Annotated in this window: 13 protein-coding genes and 2 pseudogenes; 7 read left to right on the top strand and 8 right to left on the bottom strand. The window is 59.6% G+C overall.

The annotated features are described in order from the left end of the window. The first annotated feature begins 86 nt into the window (after positions 1 to 86). Positions 87 to 713, top strand: a complete 627-nt coding sequence (locus tag NH14_RS21520) for a histidine phosphatase family protein (RefSeq protein ID WP_052148157.1) — start codon at positions 87 to 89, stop codon at positions 711 to 713. 293 nt (positions 714 to 1,006) lie between these two features. On the opposite strand, the gene NH14_RS21515 is transcribed toward NH14_RS21520, so the two are convergent. After that, positions 1,007 to 1,180, bottom strand: a complete 174-nt coding sequence (locus NH14_RS21515) for a RidA family protein (protein ID WP_237179722.1) — start codon at positions 1,178 to 1,180, stop codon at positions 1,007 to 1,009. A 177-nt stretch (positions 1,181 to 1,357) separates the two neighbouring features. On the opposite strand from NH14_RS21515, the gene NH14_RS21510 reads away from it, so the two are divergent. Next, positions 1,358 to 2,479, top strand: coding sequence for an alkaline phosphatase family protein (locus NH14_RS21510; protein ID WP_035528649.1), 1,122 nt, complete (start codon positions 1,358 to 1,360; stop codon positions 2,477 to 2,479). 87 nt (positions 2,480 to 2,566) lie between these two features. Here the strand turns inward: NH14_RS21510 and NH14_RS21505 are convergent, their stop codons facing one another. From NH14_RS21505 to NH14_RS21490, 4 genes are all read right to left on the bottom strand, one after another. Next, on the bottom strand, positions 2,567 to 3,628 hold the full coding sequence (locus tag NH14_RS21505; protein WP_035528811.1) for a methyltransferase: 1,062 nt from the start codon (positions 3,626 to 3,628) through the stop codon (positions 2,567 to 2,569). Positions 3,629 to 3,933: 305 nt separating this feature from the next. After that, a complete protein-coding gene (locus tag NH14_RS21500) occupies positions 3,934 to 6,345 on the bottom strand; it encodes a heavy metal translocating P-type ATPase (RefSeq protein ID WP_035528651.1) in 2,412 nt (803 codons plus the stop codon). Between the two features lie 21 nt (positions 6,346 to 6,366). Then, positions 6,367 to 7,023 carry a methyltransferase family protein gene (locus tag NH14_RS21495; RefSeq protein WP_035528814.1) on the bottom strand — a complete coding sequence of 219 codons (657 nt, stop codon included), beginning with the start codon at positions 7,021 to 7,023 and terminating at the stop codon, positions 6,367 to 6,369. After that, positions 7,007 to 7,177 carry a DUF2933 domain-containing protein gene (locus NH14_RS21490; RefSeq protein ID WP_407947173.1) on the bottom strand — a complete coding sequence of 57 codons (171 nt, stop codon included), beginning with the start codon at positions 7,175 to 7,177 and terminating at the stop codon, positions 7,007 to 7,009. Before NH14_RS21490 ends, NH14_RS21495 begins: the two co-directional genes overlap by 17 nt. A 404-nt stretch (positions 7,178 to 7,581) precedes the next feature. Here NH14_RS21490 and NH14_RS21485 point away from each other — a divergent pair, with 404 nt between their 5' ends. Genes NH14_RS21485 through NH14_RS21475 form a run of 3 tightly spaced genes read left to right on the top strand, consistent with a single transcriptional unit; the run spans position 7,582 to position 9,562 of the window. Then, positions 7,582 to 8,208, top strand: a complete 627-nt coding sequence (locus NH14_RS21485; protein ID WP_035528653.1) for a LemA family protein — start codon at positions 7,582 to 7,584, stop codon at positions 8,206 to 8,208. Further along, positions 8,205 to 9,062 carry a TPM domain-containing protein gene (locus tag NH14_RS21480; RefSeq protein ID WP_035528654.1) on the top strand — a complete coding sequence of 286 codons (858 nt, stop codon included), beginning with the start codon at positions 8,205 to 8,207 and terminating at the stop codon, positions 9,060 to 9,062. The genes NH14_RS21485 and NH14_RS21480 overlap by 4 nt, the downstream gene beginning before the upstream one ends. A 2-nt stretch (positions 9,063 to 9,064) precedes the next feature. Beyond that, complete coding sequence (locus NH14_RS21475) at positions 9,065 to 9,562, top strand: TPM domain-containing protein (RefSeq protein ID WP_035528657.1); 498 nt, start codon at positions 9,065 to 9,067, stop codon at positions 9,560 to 9,562. A 369-nt stretch (positions 9,563 to 9,931) separates the two neighbouring features. Here NH14_RS21475 and NH14_RS21470 read toward each other — a convergent pair. The 3 genes and pseudogenes from NH14_RS21470 to speC form a co-directional block, all read right to left on the bottom strand. Further along, positions 9,932 to 10,174 (bottom strand): annotated as a pseudogene (locus NH14_RS21470) (Orn/Lys/Arg decarboxylase N-terminal domain-containing protein); the annotation flags it as partial. 147 nt (positions 10,175 to 10,321) lie between these two features. Beyond that, a complete protein-coding gene (gene potE, locus NH14_RS21465) occupies positions 10,322 to 12,568 on the bottom strand; it encodes a putrescine-ornithine antiporter (RefSeq protein WP_035528663.1) in 2,247 nt (748 codons plus the stop codon). A gap of 33 nt (positions 12,569 to 12,601) precedes the next feature. After that, positions 12,602 to 14,965 carry an ornithine decarboxylase gene (gene speC / locus NH14_RS21460; protein WP_035528665.1) on the bottom strand — a complete coding sequence of 788 codons (2,364 nt, stop codon included), beginning with the start codon at positions 14,963 to 14,965 and terminating at the stop codon, positions 12,602 to 12,604. A gap of 131 nt (positions 14,966 to 15,096) precedes the next feature. Between speC and NH14_RS21455 the strand changes: the two are divergent. Continuing rightward, positions 15,097 to 15,491, top strand: a pseudogene (locus tag NH14_RS21455) (transposase). A gap of 404 nt (positions 15,492 to 15,895) precedes the next feature. Further along, positions 15,896 to 17,269 carry an alkaline phosphatase family protein gene (locus NH14_RS21450; protein WP_084225598.1) on the top strand — a complete coding sequence of 458 codons (1,374 nt, stop codon included), beginning with the start codon at positions 15,896 to 15,898 and terminating at the stop codon, positions 17,267 to 17,269. Positions 17,270 to 17,276 lie beyond the last annotated feature (7 nt).

The raw sequence follows: 17,276 nt of genomic DNA, 5'->3' as shown, positions 1-17,276 counted from the left end.
GCGCTGCCTTAAAATGACTCCGCGAACTCGTTCTTGCGCCTTGCGGCCTGTGCCGCGAGGCCGCAACCCGTTACCGGAGTGCCCCGATGTCTGTCGATACCCACGCGAGCGCCACGTCCGGCGAGGTCTGGCTGATCCGCCACGGCGAAACCGAGTGGAGCCGCAGCGGCCAGCACACGGGGCGCACGGACATCGCGCTGACCGACCATGGCCGCGAGCAGGCGCGTGCGCTCGCGAAGCCGCTCGCTTTGCAGCGCTTCGACGCGGTGCTCGCGAGCCCGATGTCGCGCGCTATCGAGACCTGCCAGCTAGCGGGCCTCAGCGACGAGATGATGGTGTCGGCCGATCTGCACGAATGGGACTACGGCATTTACGAAGGACGCACGACCGCCGATATCCGCAAGACCGAGCCGGACTGGAGCGTCTGGCATTCGCTGATCCCGCACGGCGAGAGCGTCACGCAGGTGGAAACGCGCGCGCGCGGCGTGGTCGAGAGTCTGCTGGCGATGCTCGCGCAGAGCAGGTCGGAGCGGCGCATTGCCGTCTTCTCACACGCGCATTTCCTGCGTGTGCTCGCCGGATGCTGGATTGGCAATTCGGCGGCGCTGGGCGCGCATCTTTACCTCGACACGGCCACCCTCAGCGTGCTCGGCTTCGACCGCGAGAACCGCGCGATCCGGCGCTGGAATTCGCGGCCTGAAGGGTGCGAGTAAGGCGCGCGCTGCTGCATTGATTGAACTCGACGTGAACATCACTCGTTAGTTATTCAAAGCAAATATTCGCTGCGTGAATTTTTTTTCGGCGGCTTGACGACGCGATTCGAAAGGCATAAGGAGACACGCGCGCCGGGAAGGATGCGCACGATCGCGCATGCGCCGGGCTTTCGCACCGCGCGCGACAACTCTTCCGACTACGATGTGACGCCGGTGAGCCGCTATGCGCGACTCGCGTGGGCGTTGTCACGCCGGCATTTAGCACTTCTGGGCGCAAAAAAAGACTTTGCGGTTCAGGGCCGGCAAGCAATGGTCTCGATTTCTATCTTCGTGCCAGTGACAATGCGCCCGTCTTCGTTTCTAGCTACTTGACCGGATACGAACGCCAGATCGCCAGCTTTTGTCGCCCGCGAGCGCGGCAGGTTTCGGGTGACTGGACTGCTCTCTGCAAAGTACGTGTTCGTCATTTGAGTCTCCTTCGATTGGCTTGCCACCTGCGCTGGCCACATCGGCCACGCCGGGAGCGGATATTGCTGTGAACGAGCGTTTTGCTGTTCGAGCTCTTTCGCTTCATCGGCGTTATGCGCGCGCAATGTCCGCGCGGCGGTCAACCAGGAGACATTGCCATGTAAGATGGGAACAAGATGCTTTATCGTTACGATCGCCGACGATTTCTCGCGGGCATGGCCGCGGTTGCAGGCAGCGTCGCAATGTCGGGATGCGGAGGTGGCGGGGGAGACCCGGGCGGTGGCAAGGGTGGCGACGCACCTGCGCCATCGATTACCAATGTGCCTTCGCCGAACGGCGGCGACCGCTATAGCCTCCCCCGCGCCCCATTGCCGGACCCCGCCAACTCCGGCATCGATTTTGTCGTGCTGGTAACGATGGAAAATCGCTCCTTCGATCATTTCTTGAGCTGGGTGCCTGGTGCCGAGGGCATGCCAGCGAACCAGCACTTCGTCGACGCCTTCGGCACGCCGCAGTCGCCGTTTCCGCTCTCCGCGAACCCGGCTTACGGCTACCAGGCGTGCGCTTACCACGATCCCAATCACAGCTACGCGGGAGGGCGTACGCAACTGGCTTCCGGTGCGATGAACGGATGGCTGCTCACGCCGGGCACCAATCAGACGCAAGGCGACTTGCTGCCCATTGGTTACTACACTTCGGCGGACCTCGAATTCTTCAGCGCTGTCGCGAGCAACTACACGATCGCCGATTATGGCGAAGCGTTTCTCGCGCAGGTCTATAACGCGCTGCGCACGAGCCCGATATGGAACCGCACATTGATGATCGTCGTATACGACGAGTGGGGCGGGTTTATCGAGCACGTGGTGCCGCCAGTCAGACCGATCAGCAAAAATGAACTGGCGATCGGTAACGACGGCAGGCTCGGATTTCGCGCGCCCCTCGCGCTGCTGGGCCCCCGCGTTCGCGCGGGCACGCTCACGCGCTATCCGTTCGATCCGAGCTCGATTCATGCGCTCCTGCAATGGCGTTTCGGCTTGTCGCCGCTCGGCGTGCGCGGCAGCGATTCCGCCACAGTCAACCTCGCCTACGCGCTGGATTTTGCCGGCGCACCGCGCACCGACGCATCGGCCTTCAACGTTGCTCAAGGGCCATTTGACGGCGCCTGCCCAGGGGCGCCAGCGGCGTCGGGCACGCTCTCTGCAATCGATAAATCGCCACTCGCGACCAACCCGACGTCGGACCGTTTCGCGGACCTTCGCGCCAAGGCTGCCGCATTGGGATTCAATACCGGGTCCTGACAAGCGGAGGGGACGCCAGAATGGTCTTTGCGGCGGTGGGCGCTCATGGAGTGGGCCCACCGCGCGGCGATATCTCCCTCCGAGCTTCTACCTGGTTCCAATTACCATTGAATCGCCGCCGGTTAACGGCTCGACGCGTACTTGCGTGAAGCCGACTTCCTGCATCCATTCGCGACATTGCGCACCGGTATAATCGAAACCGCCAGGCGTCTCGATGAGCATATTCAAGCTCATCAGTAATCCGAAGGCATTGTGCCTGCGGTCATCGTCGATTATCGCATCGTAGACGATCAGGCATCCTCCGGGAGGTAGCGCCGCGTAGCACTTCTTGAGAAGTTTGAGCTTCTGCTCGAGGTCCCAGTCGTGAAGGATGTGTCCCATCACGAGTACATCGGCCGCCGGGCAGGCATCCTTGAAGAAGTCGCCCGGATAGAAATGCAGCCGTTCCTGAAGGCCGTGCGATGTTACGTACTCTTCAAACACGGGACCCACTACCGGCAGATCGAAGCCGCCCCCGCGCAAGTGAGGATGGGCGAGCGCTACCTGCACAGGCAAGGCGCCCTGGGCCGCGCCGATGTCAATGAAGGTGCTGTAGTTTTGCCAGGGGAATTGTTGCGCAATCGCCTTGGCCGCGCCCAGGCTGACCCCGCTCATCGCCCGCAGGAAACCGCGTAGTAGTTGTTCGTCGCGATACATCGCGTCGAATGGGTTGCCCCCTTCTTTCACCTCGTTCTGCGGCTGCCCCGTGCGAAGGGCTTCTGTCAGTGAGCCCCAGAACGGATATAGCCGCGCGTTGGCCATTTCCAGTAATCCACCTACGTAACTGGGCTTGGCCGAGTCCAAAAAGAAGTTGGCGTCCGGTGTATTGCGGTATGTCCCGTCTTCACGTTCCAGCAGATTCAACGCGACCAGCGCATCGAGAAAATCGAGGGCCGATCTCGGATGCAGTCCAATCGCGTCAGCGAGTTCTGCAGCGTCGTGCGGACGTGTCGCGAGGCGCGTGAACACGCGGAGTTCGACTGCGGACAATAGGGCCTTGGACGCCCAGAACCCCATACCGAGCTGGAGTAGCCGGTCAGGGGAGAGTTCGTGCTGATGCGTGTCATCAGCGCCAGATTCCTGTTGAACCGTGCTCGGTGTGCTTTCCATCATGGCTCCCCGGGGAACGTGTGAAGAAGCGTTAGAAAGAATCGTAAGCGAAGCGAAGTTTTTCAGGTGTTCGCTACCGTACAGACGAGCGACAGATTCCTGGTGTGCCCGTCGTAAGCGGGCCGTCTTGTTCCGGATGCTCGTCGCATGTGACGAGCATTGCCAATGCCGTCGGCGTGAATTACAAACCGATCGTTACGCTCGGGCGCCGGGCGCTGGTCGCGAGGAACGGGCATTCGCTTCTCCTCCGTCGCCCGGCAAGGCGGGCGGGAAACGCGGACGGGGACTGGCGCGTTGTTCGCGCGTTACATCGGAGCGGTCCGTAGTCGCAACGCGTTACCGATGACAGAAACCGAGCTCAACGCCATTGCAGCACTGGCGATAATCGGGCTGAGCACAAGACCGAGCCACGGATAGAGCACGCCAGCCGCCACAGGAATCCCCACCGCGTTGTATGCAAATGCGAAGAACAGGTTCTGGCGAATGTTCTTCATCGTGGCGACGCTCAACGCGCGGGCGCGTGCGATGCCGCGCAGGTCTCCCTTGACGAGAACGACGCGGGCGCTGTTCATGGCCACGTCCGTTCCGGTCCCCATCGCGATGCCGACATTTGCCTGCGCAAGCGCAGGCGCGTCGTTCACACCGTCTCCCGCCATGGCAACGATATGCCCCTGCGACTGAAGCTCCTGCACATGCTTGTACTTGTCTTCGGGCAGCACGCCGGCCTTGACGCCATCGAGCGCGAGCACCCTTGCGACGGCGTTCGCGGTGACGGGGTTGTCGCCGGTAAGCATCACAATCCGGACGCCGGACGCTTTCAGCAGGCGCACTGCATCGGGTGTCGTCCCTTTCACGGGGTCCGCCACCCCGATATAGCCGGCGAGTTCGCTGTCTATTGCGATGTACATCACCGTCTGACCAGCCTCGCGCAGCTGGTCCGTACTATCTGCAACCGACGAACAGTCGATTTTCATCTCATCCATCAAGCGCGCATTGCCAAGCGAAATCGTGCGGCCTTCGATTTTTCCAGTCACGCCTTTACCGGGAACCGAGTCGAAAGCATCTACGCGACTCGTGTGTGTTCCAGCTCCCTTCGCATGCTCGATGATCGCCTGCGCGAGGGGGTGCTCGCTCGCACCTTCGAGACTTGCGGCGTAACCCAGCACCTGGGATCTGGACGAGTCATTCAGCGCAACGACCGTCTGTACGCGCGGTTTGCCTTCCGTAAGGGTTCCGGTCTTGTCAACTACGACGGTGTCCACCTTCTCCATCAACTCAAGGGCTTCCGCGTCCTTGATGAGCACGCCTTCGCGAGCGCCACGTCCAACCCCGACGATGACGGAAACGGGAGTGGCAAGGCCGAGCGCACACGGACACGCGATGATAAGCACACTGATGGCGACGACCAATGCGTTTGCCAGCGCGGGCGCGGGACCGGCCAGTGACCACGCGATGAAGGAGACTGCGGCAAGACCAATGACCACGAGCACGAACCACCCCGAGACCTGGTCGGCGAGTTTCTGGATAGGCGCACGCGAGCGCCCAGCCTCCGCCACCATCTGCACGATTCGCGCGAGCAGCGTGTCGGAGCCAACCTTCTCTGCGCGCATCAGGAACGTTCCCGTCTGGTTGACAGTTGCGCCGGTCACCTTGCTGCCCGCGACCTTCTCCGCAGGAATCGGTTCACCGGTAACCATTGACTCGTCGACGCTGGACCGGCCGTCAACCACCACGCCGTCAACCGGTATCTTCGAACCCGGCTTGACGCGCAGGGTGTCGCCCACGGTGACGTCTTCGAGCCGCACAATCTCTTCCGTGCCGTCGGGGCGGACGCGCACAGCCGTGTGCGGCGCAAGCTGCAGCAGGTCGCGGATGGCACTCGACGTGCGCGAGCGCGCGCGAAGTTCGAGGACCTGCCCAAGCAGCACAAGGGTCACGATTACTGCGGCTGCCTCGAAATACAGCGGCAGTTCGTTTCCACTCCTGAACGCTTGAGGTAAAGCGTCGGGGAAGAACAGTGCGAGTACGCTGAACAGGTAGGCAGCAGCGACGCCCAGTCCGATGAGGCTGAACATGTTCAACTGCCACGTCATGAACGACTTCCAGCCGCGTTGCAGAAACGGCCAGCCGGCCCATAACACCACCGGGGTGGCAAGCAAGGCCTGAACGCACTGGCCCCATGACGCCTGCATCCAGTGCGGCAAGGGCCACGCGCTGAAAAGATTGTCGAGTTCCGCGTCGATATCAAAGGGCAATACCATTCTGCCCATCGTCATGAGCAGCAGCGGAATCGACAGCACGAGACTCGCCCAGAAACGTCTCGTCATCGATTCCAGTTCGATGTTTCGTTCTTCCGACGCCGGCGGCGTGACCGGCTCCAGGGCCATGCCGCAGATAGGACATGTGCCTGGGGCCGAGGCACGTATTTGCGGATGCATCGGGCACGTGTAGATGACACCGGAAGCCGGCACGCGGTTGAGAATGACCTTTGCCGCAGCCGGACGTGCGTATCTGTCCGGTTCAGCCCGAAAGGCATCCAGGCACTTGCGGCTGCAGAAGTAGTAAGTCTGGTCGCGATGGCTGACGTGATTTGCCGAGTCCGTCGTGACCTTCATCCCGCATACCGGGTCGACGGCTTCGGATACGTCGTGCTTGCCGAACAGGTGTTCATCCGAGGGCTCATCAGTGCCGTGGACGTGGGTATGCGAGTCAGACATCGTGAACGCTTCCGGGATTGCTTAATGCACATGTGCTGCATCATCCCACGATAATTTGGGGATGAAGCGCGGTGTGCGCACGGCGTAGTCACGCCAGGCCTGGCCGAACTGGTCTTCGGCTTCATGCTCCTCCTGGATGGCGAGCTTCACATACATGAGGACCAACACCGGGAACATCACGAGCGTCACGAGCGTCGGCCACTGAATCAGAAACCCGAACATGATGACGACAAAGGCCGCGTATTGCGGGTGCCGAATCCTGGCATAGGGTCCGGAGGTCGCCAGCTTGCCACCGCGCTGTGCCTCGTATAGCACGTGCCAGGCCTTCGCCAGCAGGTAAAAGCCGCCGAAGATGAAGACGAGGCTCAGCAGATGCGGGAGGGCAAAATGCGGGTTGCCGTGCCGGCCTGTCATCATCCACCAGAGGTGGCCTGAATCGTGCGCAAACAGGTCGGTTTGAGGAAACCGGGCCTGAAGCCACCCGGAGAGCAGGTAAATCGTGAGCGGGAAGCCGTACATCTCAGCAAACAGGGCGACGATGAATGCTGAGAATCCGCCGAAGGTCCGCCAGTCCCGCTTCGTCGAAGGCTTGAAAAAGCTGAAGGCAAAGATGACGAATACTAGAGAATTGGCAACGACCAGTCCCCACAAGCCGTACCCACTATCTGGGTGAATCATGGTCGTCTCCTGGATTTGCCCGGTCGACACCGTCCGGTCGCGAACGATGCCCATGACCGTGCCCGTGGTGCATAAACAGATGCATCAGTGGGCACGAGAGCAGCAGCAGATACGGGAGCGCTCCGAGGATGTGAGTACGATGTTCGGAAAACATCAGAAAGAGCGCGATTAGACCAAAGACAGTCATGGCAATCGCCGCTCGCGATTTCCAGAAAGGGCGTGCGCCGTGTGGAACTTCGTTCATCCGCACTCTCCAAATCGAATCTACGTGACCTGCGGTTCCAAGACAAGCGCTGGCGTTACAAGCTCCGGCGCCCGTCGCCAGAATCCATCAGGATCACGCTACCGGCAGGGAGGCAAATGATATTGATGTACATCAATGGTTTTACGCCGATAGGGGACAGTTGTCGGTCAATTAAGATTGACCTGCATCAAAGGGGGCGGAAACTGGCGGCGTAGCGTGCAAGTATCTGACCGCGTAAGCGATTGGCAGCTTGTCTCCGCCTTTTTGTCTCGAGCTCGCCAGAACCAGGTTTACGCTTCTTGCGGATTGAAAAAATGTTGACACGCACGCTTTTGGGTTTGCTTACGCTGGCAATCGTTTTTGGATTATCTGGATGCGGCTACAACGCCATCCAGACCGAGGACGAGCAGGTCAAGGCAAGCTGGTCGGAGGTGCTGAATCAGTATCAACGTCGTGCAGACCTGGTTCCGAACCTCGTCAATACGGTGAAGGGGTATGCGAACCAGGAAAAAGACGTGCTCACGCGCGTAACCGAAGCTCGCGCACAGGTGGGTTCGATTCAGGCGACGCCGGAGCTCCTTGCGGACCCACAGGCCTTCGCCAGGTTCGAGGCAGCGCAGCGGCAGCTAACGTCGTCGTTGTCCCGGTTGCTGGTGGTGTCCGAGAATTACCCGCAACTGAAATCAGACGCGAACTTCCGCGATTTGCAGGCACAGCTCGAAGGGACGGAAAACCGGATTGCCGTCGCAAGGAATCGCTACATCCGGTCGGTGCAGGAGTACAACACAACGGTACGGTCGTTCCCGGACAACCTGACGGCGAAGGTCTTCGGTTTTCAGGAAAAACCCAACTTCTCGGTCAGTAACGAAGCGGAAATTTCCAAACCTCCGCGCGTGGATTTCGGGGCGACGCCGGCATCAGCGGGTGGGGTGTCCAATTGAACCTGGTGCGCTTGGCGATTGCACTCATCGTCACAGTTCTCACTTTTGTCGGCACTCAGGTTCGCGCCGATGTCGCTGTGCCTTCCCTTACATCACGGGTGACAGACGAGACACGCACGCTCACGGACGAGCAAAGACTGACCCTCGAACAGACGCTGAACGATTTCGAAGCCCAAAAGGGTGCGCAGATTTCTGTTCTCATCGTTCCGACGACCCAGCCGGAGACTATCGAACAGTATTCGATACGCGTCGTCGAGCAGTGGAAGCTCGGTCGCAAGAATGTCGACGATGGCGTTCTGCTGATTATCGCGAAAAACGACCGAACACTGCGCATCGAGGTTGGATACGGCCTCGAGGGGGCGCTCACCGACGCGACAAGCAACCGCATCATCGACGAAACCATTGTGCCGAGATTCAGGCAGGGAGATTTCTACGGTGGCATCTCGTCCGGAATTGACAGCATCATGCATGTTGTCAACGGCGAGCCGTTGCCTGCACCACCAGAGAGGCAGGGCAGTGCTGGCGGCTCCAGAGGATTGCTGCCGGTACTTTTGATGGTGACAGTCATCGCCGGCGGCATACTGCGAGCGGTATTTGGGAGGCTGCCCGGCGCTTTGGTCACAGGAGGTCTGATTGGCTTGCTGGCCTGGTTCTTTTCCGGTGCCGTTCTCGTGGCCGTCACTGCGGGTGCGATTGCATTGATGTTCACGCTTCTGGGGAGCGGTATGGGCGCCTATGTCGGCGGGCGGTTCATTGGCGGCGGGTCCGGCAGATTCGGCGGCGGTTCAAATCGCGACATCTTCCGGGGCGGTGGTGGCGGATTTGGCGGTGGCGGTGCATCGGGCAGGTGGTAATCATGGACCTGAAGCGATTTTTCAGACACCTGTTTATGACCCGTTGGCGGGTCAACGCGGCTTTTCCTCGGCGCTCGCTTCATGCCATCGAGAAGGCGGTGCAGGAAAGTCATCAGGCGCACATTGGCCAGGTCAGGTTCGCGGTCGAGGGGGCATTGCACAGCACTGCGCTTTTCAAAGGGTTGTCTGCCCGAGAACGTGCAATTGATGTCTTCTCCCAGCTTCGCGTCTGGGATACGGAATACAACAATGGCGTGCTGATCTATTTGCTCCTTGCTGACAGGGACGTGGAAATCATTGCTGACCGGGGTATTCACGCGAAGGTCGGTAGCAGCGAGTGGGAGTCAATCTGTCATGCGATGGAAGCAGCGTTTCGACGGGGCGCTTACCAGTCTGGCGTCTTGCGAGGCATCGAGCAGGTTACCGAATTGCTGAAGAAGCATTTTCCGGTTCACAGCCCTCCACGCGACGAGTTGCCGAGTTCGCCGGTCGTCATGTAATGCCCCAATACCGAGGACGAGTCGCATTCACGTGGCGCGCGATGCACGAAGTGCCCTATGCGGAGTCCATTTCCGGCAGCAATCCCTTATCGCCTATTACTTCACGCCCGGATCGTGCCGGACTGGTCGTCGGCCCGTTCTGACGGTGAGGCACGAGCGTTTCCGAGGCAGCTAACGGGCTCTGCGTTCCATGCTCGCTTCGGCCGAGCAACAGTTGAACGACCTCGAGGCTTACCGCCTTTCGTGCTGTGCGCATCAGTGCCACGATCGATTACATCGAGCACGTCTTTGAAGAAGCATTGCTGGTGAAATTCAGGACTCTTGATGCAAGCGCTGCGCGAAGCGTAAGGACACACGCTGCGCCTGCTAATGAGTTTCATCGTCGCCGAGTTCCCAATTCAGTAACAGACACTGGATGAGTGGATCCGCCGCGATGACCGCAACGGCATCGTCGGCCGAAGTCGCCACAATGACGTTGACGAACCGCTGCTCGAGTTCGGCAATTAACGCTTGCGTGGCGCGTCCGCTTGCGGAACGCGATTCGATCTCATGATGCACGAGAAGTGCCTTCATGCCGAGGCGGCGAAGGATGGGTTCGGTGTGAGCTGTCATCGAAGTCCCCTGGTCTTGGCCGCAATCCCCCGGACTGCGGCGCGATCACACACATACCTGGATGCCTCGCCCCTGCCTTGCAGATAGCTGGCGAATCCAGGCAAACAGGCTGCCTCACTGGGGGCCACCTTGTTTTGTCCGCTGATCTCACTCGGGAAGCGCACTGAGACGGAAGAAATTGCGCGTATCCGCATCAGGCGCACCGAACCATCTCGTGTACAACGCTGGAAACTCCGAAGAAGCGAAAAGCCGGCTCAATGTGCGATCGACCAGCAGCCGCAGATCGTCGTCTCCTCGCGCCATTCCGATGGCCACGGGCAGATAGGTAAAGTGACGATCGAGCACCGTCAGGTCGCCGGACGCCGGGCTACTGTTGGCGACTGCGAGCAGCAGCGAACGTTCGCCGAAAAACACATTCGACTGCCGGTCCAGAACCCTGCGGACGCCTGACTGCACATCGGTGACGGGAATGACGGAGGCCGTAATCTGGAACTGCTCAAGCCTGCCGCCGAGCCAGTGTTGTGCGGGCGAACCATCGATAACCGAAATGGTCTGCCGCGAAATCAGCTGCGCCGGAACCGCACGCCAGGTGGGATGCGATGGACTCGCTCCGGACAACACTTCCTTCAGCCCGGCCGGCGCATCGGAGCGCACGACCGCGCCGATGCCGCCCGGATACACGGGGATGGAGAACGACATGCCGGCCCTCCCCGCGAGCGTATCGGCGTCACCGCACAAGAGGTCGATCCGGTGCTCCTGCACTGCGCGCTTGCGGGCTTCGGGCGTGACGGCTACCCAGCTGACTTTCAGCGTGCCGAGACCACTTTCGGTCTTGATCTCGTCGGCGATCTTCTGGCACAGCGCGACGGTGTACCCCGTGATCCGGCCCGTCTGGTCCTTGTACGAAAACGGCTGCGCGTCGTTGACGTAGCCCAGATTGATCGTGCCGGACTGTTTGACTCTCGCCAGCGTTCCCGCTGAAGCAGGCTCATCCGCGTGGGCTGGCCGTGGCAGCAGGCCTGCCAGCAGCAGAAAAGCGATTGCCAGTGCAGCCGCCGCAGAGGCCGCGCCCGCGCGTCCAGAGGAAGTCACCGAAGTGAAGCGGAACGCCATGAATCCATAGATCACATAGCCGATCGCCATGACCAGCATGCCGCCTAGCACGGCGTCCTTGCCGGACGCATAGATCGCATAGACCGAGTACGCGAGCGCGATGACCGTTACGATCGCAGTGACTCGGTATTTCGCGGGCGTCGTACCGGCGTTGCGCATCATCACGAACAGCGCCGATAGTGAAATGATGTACGGCAGCACATTGGTGACGACGGCCAGATTGACAAGTGCGGCGAACTGTTCACTGAGGTTGGGCGAGATGGTCGACAGCGCCATCAGCGACTGGACAACGCCCATGATGACCATGCCTGCGATAGGTGCGCCCATGCTGTTCGCCTTGCCGAAAATGCTTGGGAACATTCTGCTGTCCGCCGCATCCTTGGCGGTCTGGGCTAATGTGAACTGCCATCCCAGCAACGATCCCACGCATGCCAGCGCCGCAAGCGCCATGACGATCGAACCGACTGCAGGGTTGAACATGCGCGCAAAGGCCAGGCCGAATGGACCCGTCGATGCGGCGAGGTCCGCATTGGGCACAATGCCCTGAATGGCTGTCGTGGACAGGATATAGATCACCGCCGCGCCCAGTGTGCCGAACATGCACGCGAGCGGGACATCACGCTTGGGATTCTCGACGGCCGATGAGTTCTGGACTGCCGACTCCATGCCGAGGAACGCCCACAGGGTCAGTGAAATGCTCGAACCCATGCCCTCGAGCAGGCTGACCCCCTTGGGATTCCAGGCTGCGGCAAATGTTCCGCCGTGGAACCAGAACCAGCCCGCGATCGAGATGAATCCGACGGGCAGGATGACGCCCCATACGGTCACCGCTCCAATGCGCCCCGTGACCTTTGGTCCGCCGAAGTTCGCGACGGTAGTGAGCCACAGCAGAGCGATCACGCCGATGCAGGTAGCGACGGGCGATGACGTGAGCACAGGAAAGAACGCCGCGAGATAGCCGAGCGCTGAACTTGCGACCGCCACATTCGCGATCGCGATCGACAGGAAGTACAGGAAGAACACCTGGAAGTAGCCGTCCTTGCCATAGCCATCCTCCGCATAGGCCGCCATTCCTCCTGCGCGCTGATTCAGCAACCCCGCTTCGGCAAAGCCATAAGCAATAGCCAGCGACCCGATAGCCGTCACCAGCCACGACAGCAGGGAAATCGCGCCCACCTTTGCCATGTTGGTCGGTAACATGATGATGCCCGAGCCCATCATGTTCACCGTGACGATGAAGGTCAGTTGGATGACGTTCATCTTTTTGGGTTGATCAGACATGGTGATTCTCCTCGTCCTGATCGGTTGTTACCTCTATTCGCGCACTACGTACGTATAGAACCTGATGCGCCCGTCTTCACGTTCCTGAAACACGCCCTGCACTTCGTAGTTAAAGCCTGGGAAGCGGTTGAACGATTCCTGAAATGCCATGAAATAGTCGAGCATGGGTTGCGCGCGTTCGTCCCAACGCTCACCCGGCAAGACGACACCAATTCCTGGTGGATAGATCAGCGCAAGCGTCGCGGAGATACGACCCGAAACGGAATCGAGCGGCACGTAGTCAACGTCGTTTGCAACAAGCGACTCGTAAGCGGCCTCAGGCGACATTGCGAGTTCGGGGAAGCTCGACGCACGGAAGCAGAGCCGCTGCAATTCCTTTACGTTGGATTCCCGGTAGAAGTTGTGCATCTCGTTGCACACCTGACGCAGCGTGTACCCTGCGTATCGGGCGCTATGCGCGGCGTACAATGTCGGCAGCACTTCCTCCAGCGCGGCGTCGCGATCCCAGAGGTTCTTGAACCTGACGAGCCGGGCGATAAGCGTGTTGAGCTTGCTTTCATCCTCGGCGGGTGTCATGAGAAAGAGAATGCTGTTCAGGTCGCACTTCTCTGGAACAACGCCCTCCTCGCGCAAATAGTTGGCAACGACGGTTGCCGGGACGCCGAAACTCAGATAGCCGCCCGTCTTTCTGTCGATCCCGGGCGTCAGCAGCGTGAGCTTGTTCGGGTCCACCATCGCGTAACCTTTCGCGTAGCCCGAATAGCCGTGCCATGCCGCATCGGGATCGAATGCCCAGCATTGCTGCTCGCGCTTGATGACGTCTGTCGGCAACGACTCCCAGGCCATGTTCTCGACGTCCTTCATGAATCTCGAATCACGCAGCGTCACGACGTCGGGCACGAAGGGATCGAAAAACCACTGTTCTTCTGTGCACTGCCCCGTGGCCGCGTAGTGGTGCACGAATTCGCGCAACTTCTTGCGCGCCTCAATACCCAGTTCGATGCAACTGTCCCACAGCATCTCGCCTGCCTTGCCTTCATGGATCTTCGCGTTTACATCGAGCGAGGCAAAGAGCGGATAGAAAGGCGAAGTGCTCGCATGAATCAGGAACGATTCGTTAAACCGCCTGTGTTCGATGAAGCGTTTCTGGCCGCGGATGTGTTCATCGCGTTTGTGAATCTGTGATGCCTGTGAAAAGCCGGCGCCCTGCTTGTGCACCGATTGCGTCGAAAACAGTCCCGGCATATCGGGCGCCAATTGCTTCAGACGCATCGGACTGTGGTCTTCGAACAGCGGGTGGAACGCGTTGTATCCGATCCATGCCTCGTCCCATAGCACGTATTCGCACAGGTGTCCTATTTTCTCCAGCACCTTGCGCACGTTGTAGATGGTGCCGTCATAGGTATCGAGCTGGATGCATGCGAGCCGAAACGGCCGGTCTGCGCTGCTGCGCGCGGGATCCTTCACGAGCGGGTTTACCCGGATCTGCTCGCGCAGCCAGTCTTCGTCCCATGCGTCCCAGTCGACCGCGCCGATCATGCCGAAAGGATTGCGTGCAGTTGGCAGGAAAATGGGAATGGCACCGGCCTGCACCAGCGCGCCCTGATGTACGGACTTGTGGTTGTTACGGTCGAACAGCACCAGGTCGCCGCGTCGCAACACGGCACCTGTCACGATCTTGTTCGACGTACTGGTACCGTTAAGCACGAAATAGGTCTGGTCCGCACCAAATACCTCAGCGGCGTGACGCTCGGCATCCGCCGCCGGTCCTTCGTGGATCAGCAGATCGCCGAGATCGACGTCCGCGTTGCAAAGATCATTGCGGAAGATGCTTTCACCGAAGTGCTTGAAGAAGAGCTGTCCCGCCGGTGATTTCCGATAGAACTGTCCGCCCTGATGTCCGGGACAGTCGAACGCGATATTGGCTTCTGCGTCGTAGGCGACTAGCCCTCCAAAGAAAGGGGGAAGCAGGGACATGCCGTACTTCACAAGACTTGCAGCCACCTGTTTCGCGTAGAAGGCGGGGGTCTGCTGGCCAAGGTAGATATAGCCGTCGACTTCGCCGAGCCCGCCCGCCACTACGAGGTCGGTGATGCGATGGGTGTTGGCCAACGCCCAGAGCGGGATATGAAAACCGATCGAGCGCACGCCAAACGCGAGGCTACGCGCCTGCTCAAGGTGTTCTCCGTCGACTCGTACGATATAAGCGCCAACGTCTGCGTCTTCATCGAAATCTCGCGCGGCGTTGTCGGTGACCTCAACGCTTATGTTTTCTGCGGCAATCCAGTCGAGCAGTTCTTTGGTATCGGGATCACCGCGGTCAACGATTGCCACCACCTTCAGCAACTTGTGGAACGGAATCGGAATCGTCGGCGCCTTGACGGAACGGGGAATCATGGTCGCTCCTCCTGTTTGCACGTTGATTCAAGCACCGCAAGGAACGCGCGGATTGACCTGGATCAACTCCAACAGTAGACGTGTCGATACCCTGGTTTCATAGCTGAAGGTCAGCGCGCATGGAGCCAAGGATGGGCGCGCCGACCGTTGATGACGAACTGTGGGCACTGATCGAGCCATTGCTGCCGACGCCAAAACCGCGGCGCGAGAAGTATCCAGGCCGGTTGCCGGTTTCGAACCGAGCTGCACTGAACGGAATCCTGTTCGTACTCAAGAACGTTATCCGCTGGTGCGGCGTCTCGAAAAAATTGGGATTTGGTTCGGGTTCAACCTGCTGGAGACGGTCGCGCGACTGGCGGAAGACAAATTCCGCTGGGTTGTCGAGCGTACCCATGCGTGGCTTCACAACTTCCGTCGTCTTCGCATTCGCTTCGAACGTTGGGCCGACATTCACGAAGCATTTCTCAAACTCGGCTGCTCCCTCGTCTTCTGGAACATCTTCAGACGGACGGAGCAGCCTTTTTGAATCTTAGGTTCCGTCGTCTGTTTTTACACCAGATGAGGGAAATCCCCTAATCGGCAGAATGGGCACATTGCCTGTCCAGATCAGGTGCGATGCCGGTCTTGGCGCGGGCGCGATATCGACCGTGCTCACGATCGCAAACGTGCGAGCCTGGCCGTTTGCATCCTGATGCTGCGACTCGGTTATATAGCTTTGGGGTGTCTCGTCATTTTAATAGATTTGTTTATGTGTGAAGACGCTGGCAGCCTGGGAAAATGCATGGTCTGTTTCAGAAATTAATATGCAAATCGTCCTGCCCATCCGCTTCTCTCTGAAACCTCACTCTTTGACCGAACAGTTCGAAAGCGCACATAATTGGCGAGTTGTGTGAGTACACGAACCGTTCATTGTTCCCAGCCCGTCGCGAGATGGGCGTCAACACCGAGCCTGAAGGTAGTCCTATGCCAGAGATCGAACACGTATTCGTCCTGATGCTGGAGAACCGCTCGTACGACAGCATCTTTGGCCTTTCCAACTTTACCGGCACGCTGCCGGGCGGTGGCGCCACTACGGCCAATGGGTTGCCGGCAGAGCCCATTATCAACTACGGGCGAACCGGAACCCCATACACGTTAGGACACGGCTCGCCCTTCGCGCTGGGCTTCGATCCCGGCCATGAATTCACCGATGCGTGTGTCCAGTTATGCGGGCTCCAGGTCGCCAGCGGGACCACCGTGCTTAACGATTCGCTCGTTCTTGCGGCTGGCAAATATCCGCCGTTGGCGTCGGCCACGGCTAACACGGGTTTTGCCGCAACGTACGAAGACCACTCCGATACGGTTGCCGATGCCTTCAGCGTGTTCACGCCTGATCAGTTGCCGGTATTGAACTTTCTGGCGAGTCAGTTCTGCGTGTGCGACAACTGGTTTTCGTCCATGCCCGGACCCACGTGGCCCAACCGCTTCTTTGCAGTCGCGGGCACGTCGTCCGGGCTCGATCATTCGCCAGGCGCGGGGCAAGTTTTTCAGGCCGTATTTACGAATGCACCCATTTTCAACTTTCCGGCAGGCACGATATTTTCGGCATTGCAGCCATCGGACTGGCTCGTCGTGCAGGGCGATGTCGCGCAGACCCGAGGGATTGCCGGCATACATAATTCGCTCAATCGATTTATTTCGATGCACACGTTTCTGGCACAACTCGCGGCAGGGCAGGTGACGGAGAAATTCGTCTTTATCGAGCCCACCTACGATGCCACGAATGACTTCCGCAATGGGAATTCGATGCATCCGGCCTGCGATGTTTGCAAAGGCGAAGCGCTGGTCAAACAGGTTTACGACGCCATTAGCGGTTCAGCGCTGTGGCCCAATAGCGTGCTGCTGATCGTGTTCGACGAGCATGGCGGATTTTTCGATCATGTGACGCCGCCCGCAGCGGTCGCGCCGGGCTCGACCGACAATCCTGCGCTGAACACGCACAAGTTTGCATTCAACCAGCTTGGAGTGCGGGTGCCCGCGATCGTTGTTTCGCCTTTCGTTCCTGCCGGCACGATCGACCACACGCTGTACGATCATACGTCGATCCTGAAGACCACGGACGCCGTGCTTGGGCTTGGCGGCGCATTGAACTTCACGGCGCGCGTAAAGGCCGCGAATGATTTCACCAAGGTTCTGAGCCTGTCTGCGCCTCGCACAAGCATTCCACAATGCCCGCAACCGCACGCGCCGGATTCATCGCGGCCAACGAGCGAGGGCGCACCGCGCGCAAAAGATCCTTTCCTGCCACTGTATGCCCATCACTAGGACTTTA

The sequence above is a fragment of the Paraburkholderia sacchari genome (assembly GCF_000785435.2).
Lineage (GTDB): Bacteria > Pseudomonadota > Gammaproteobacteria > Burkholderiales > Burkholderiaceae > Paraburkholderia > Paraburkholderia sacchari.
Note: the sequence above shows the minus strand (reverse complement) of the source record. Positions and strands in the feature narration are given on the sequence as shown.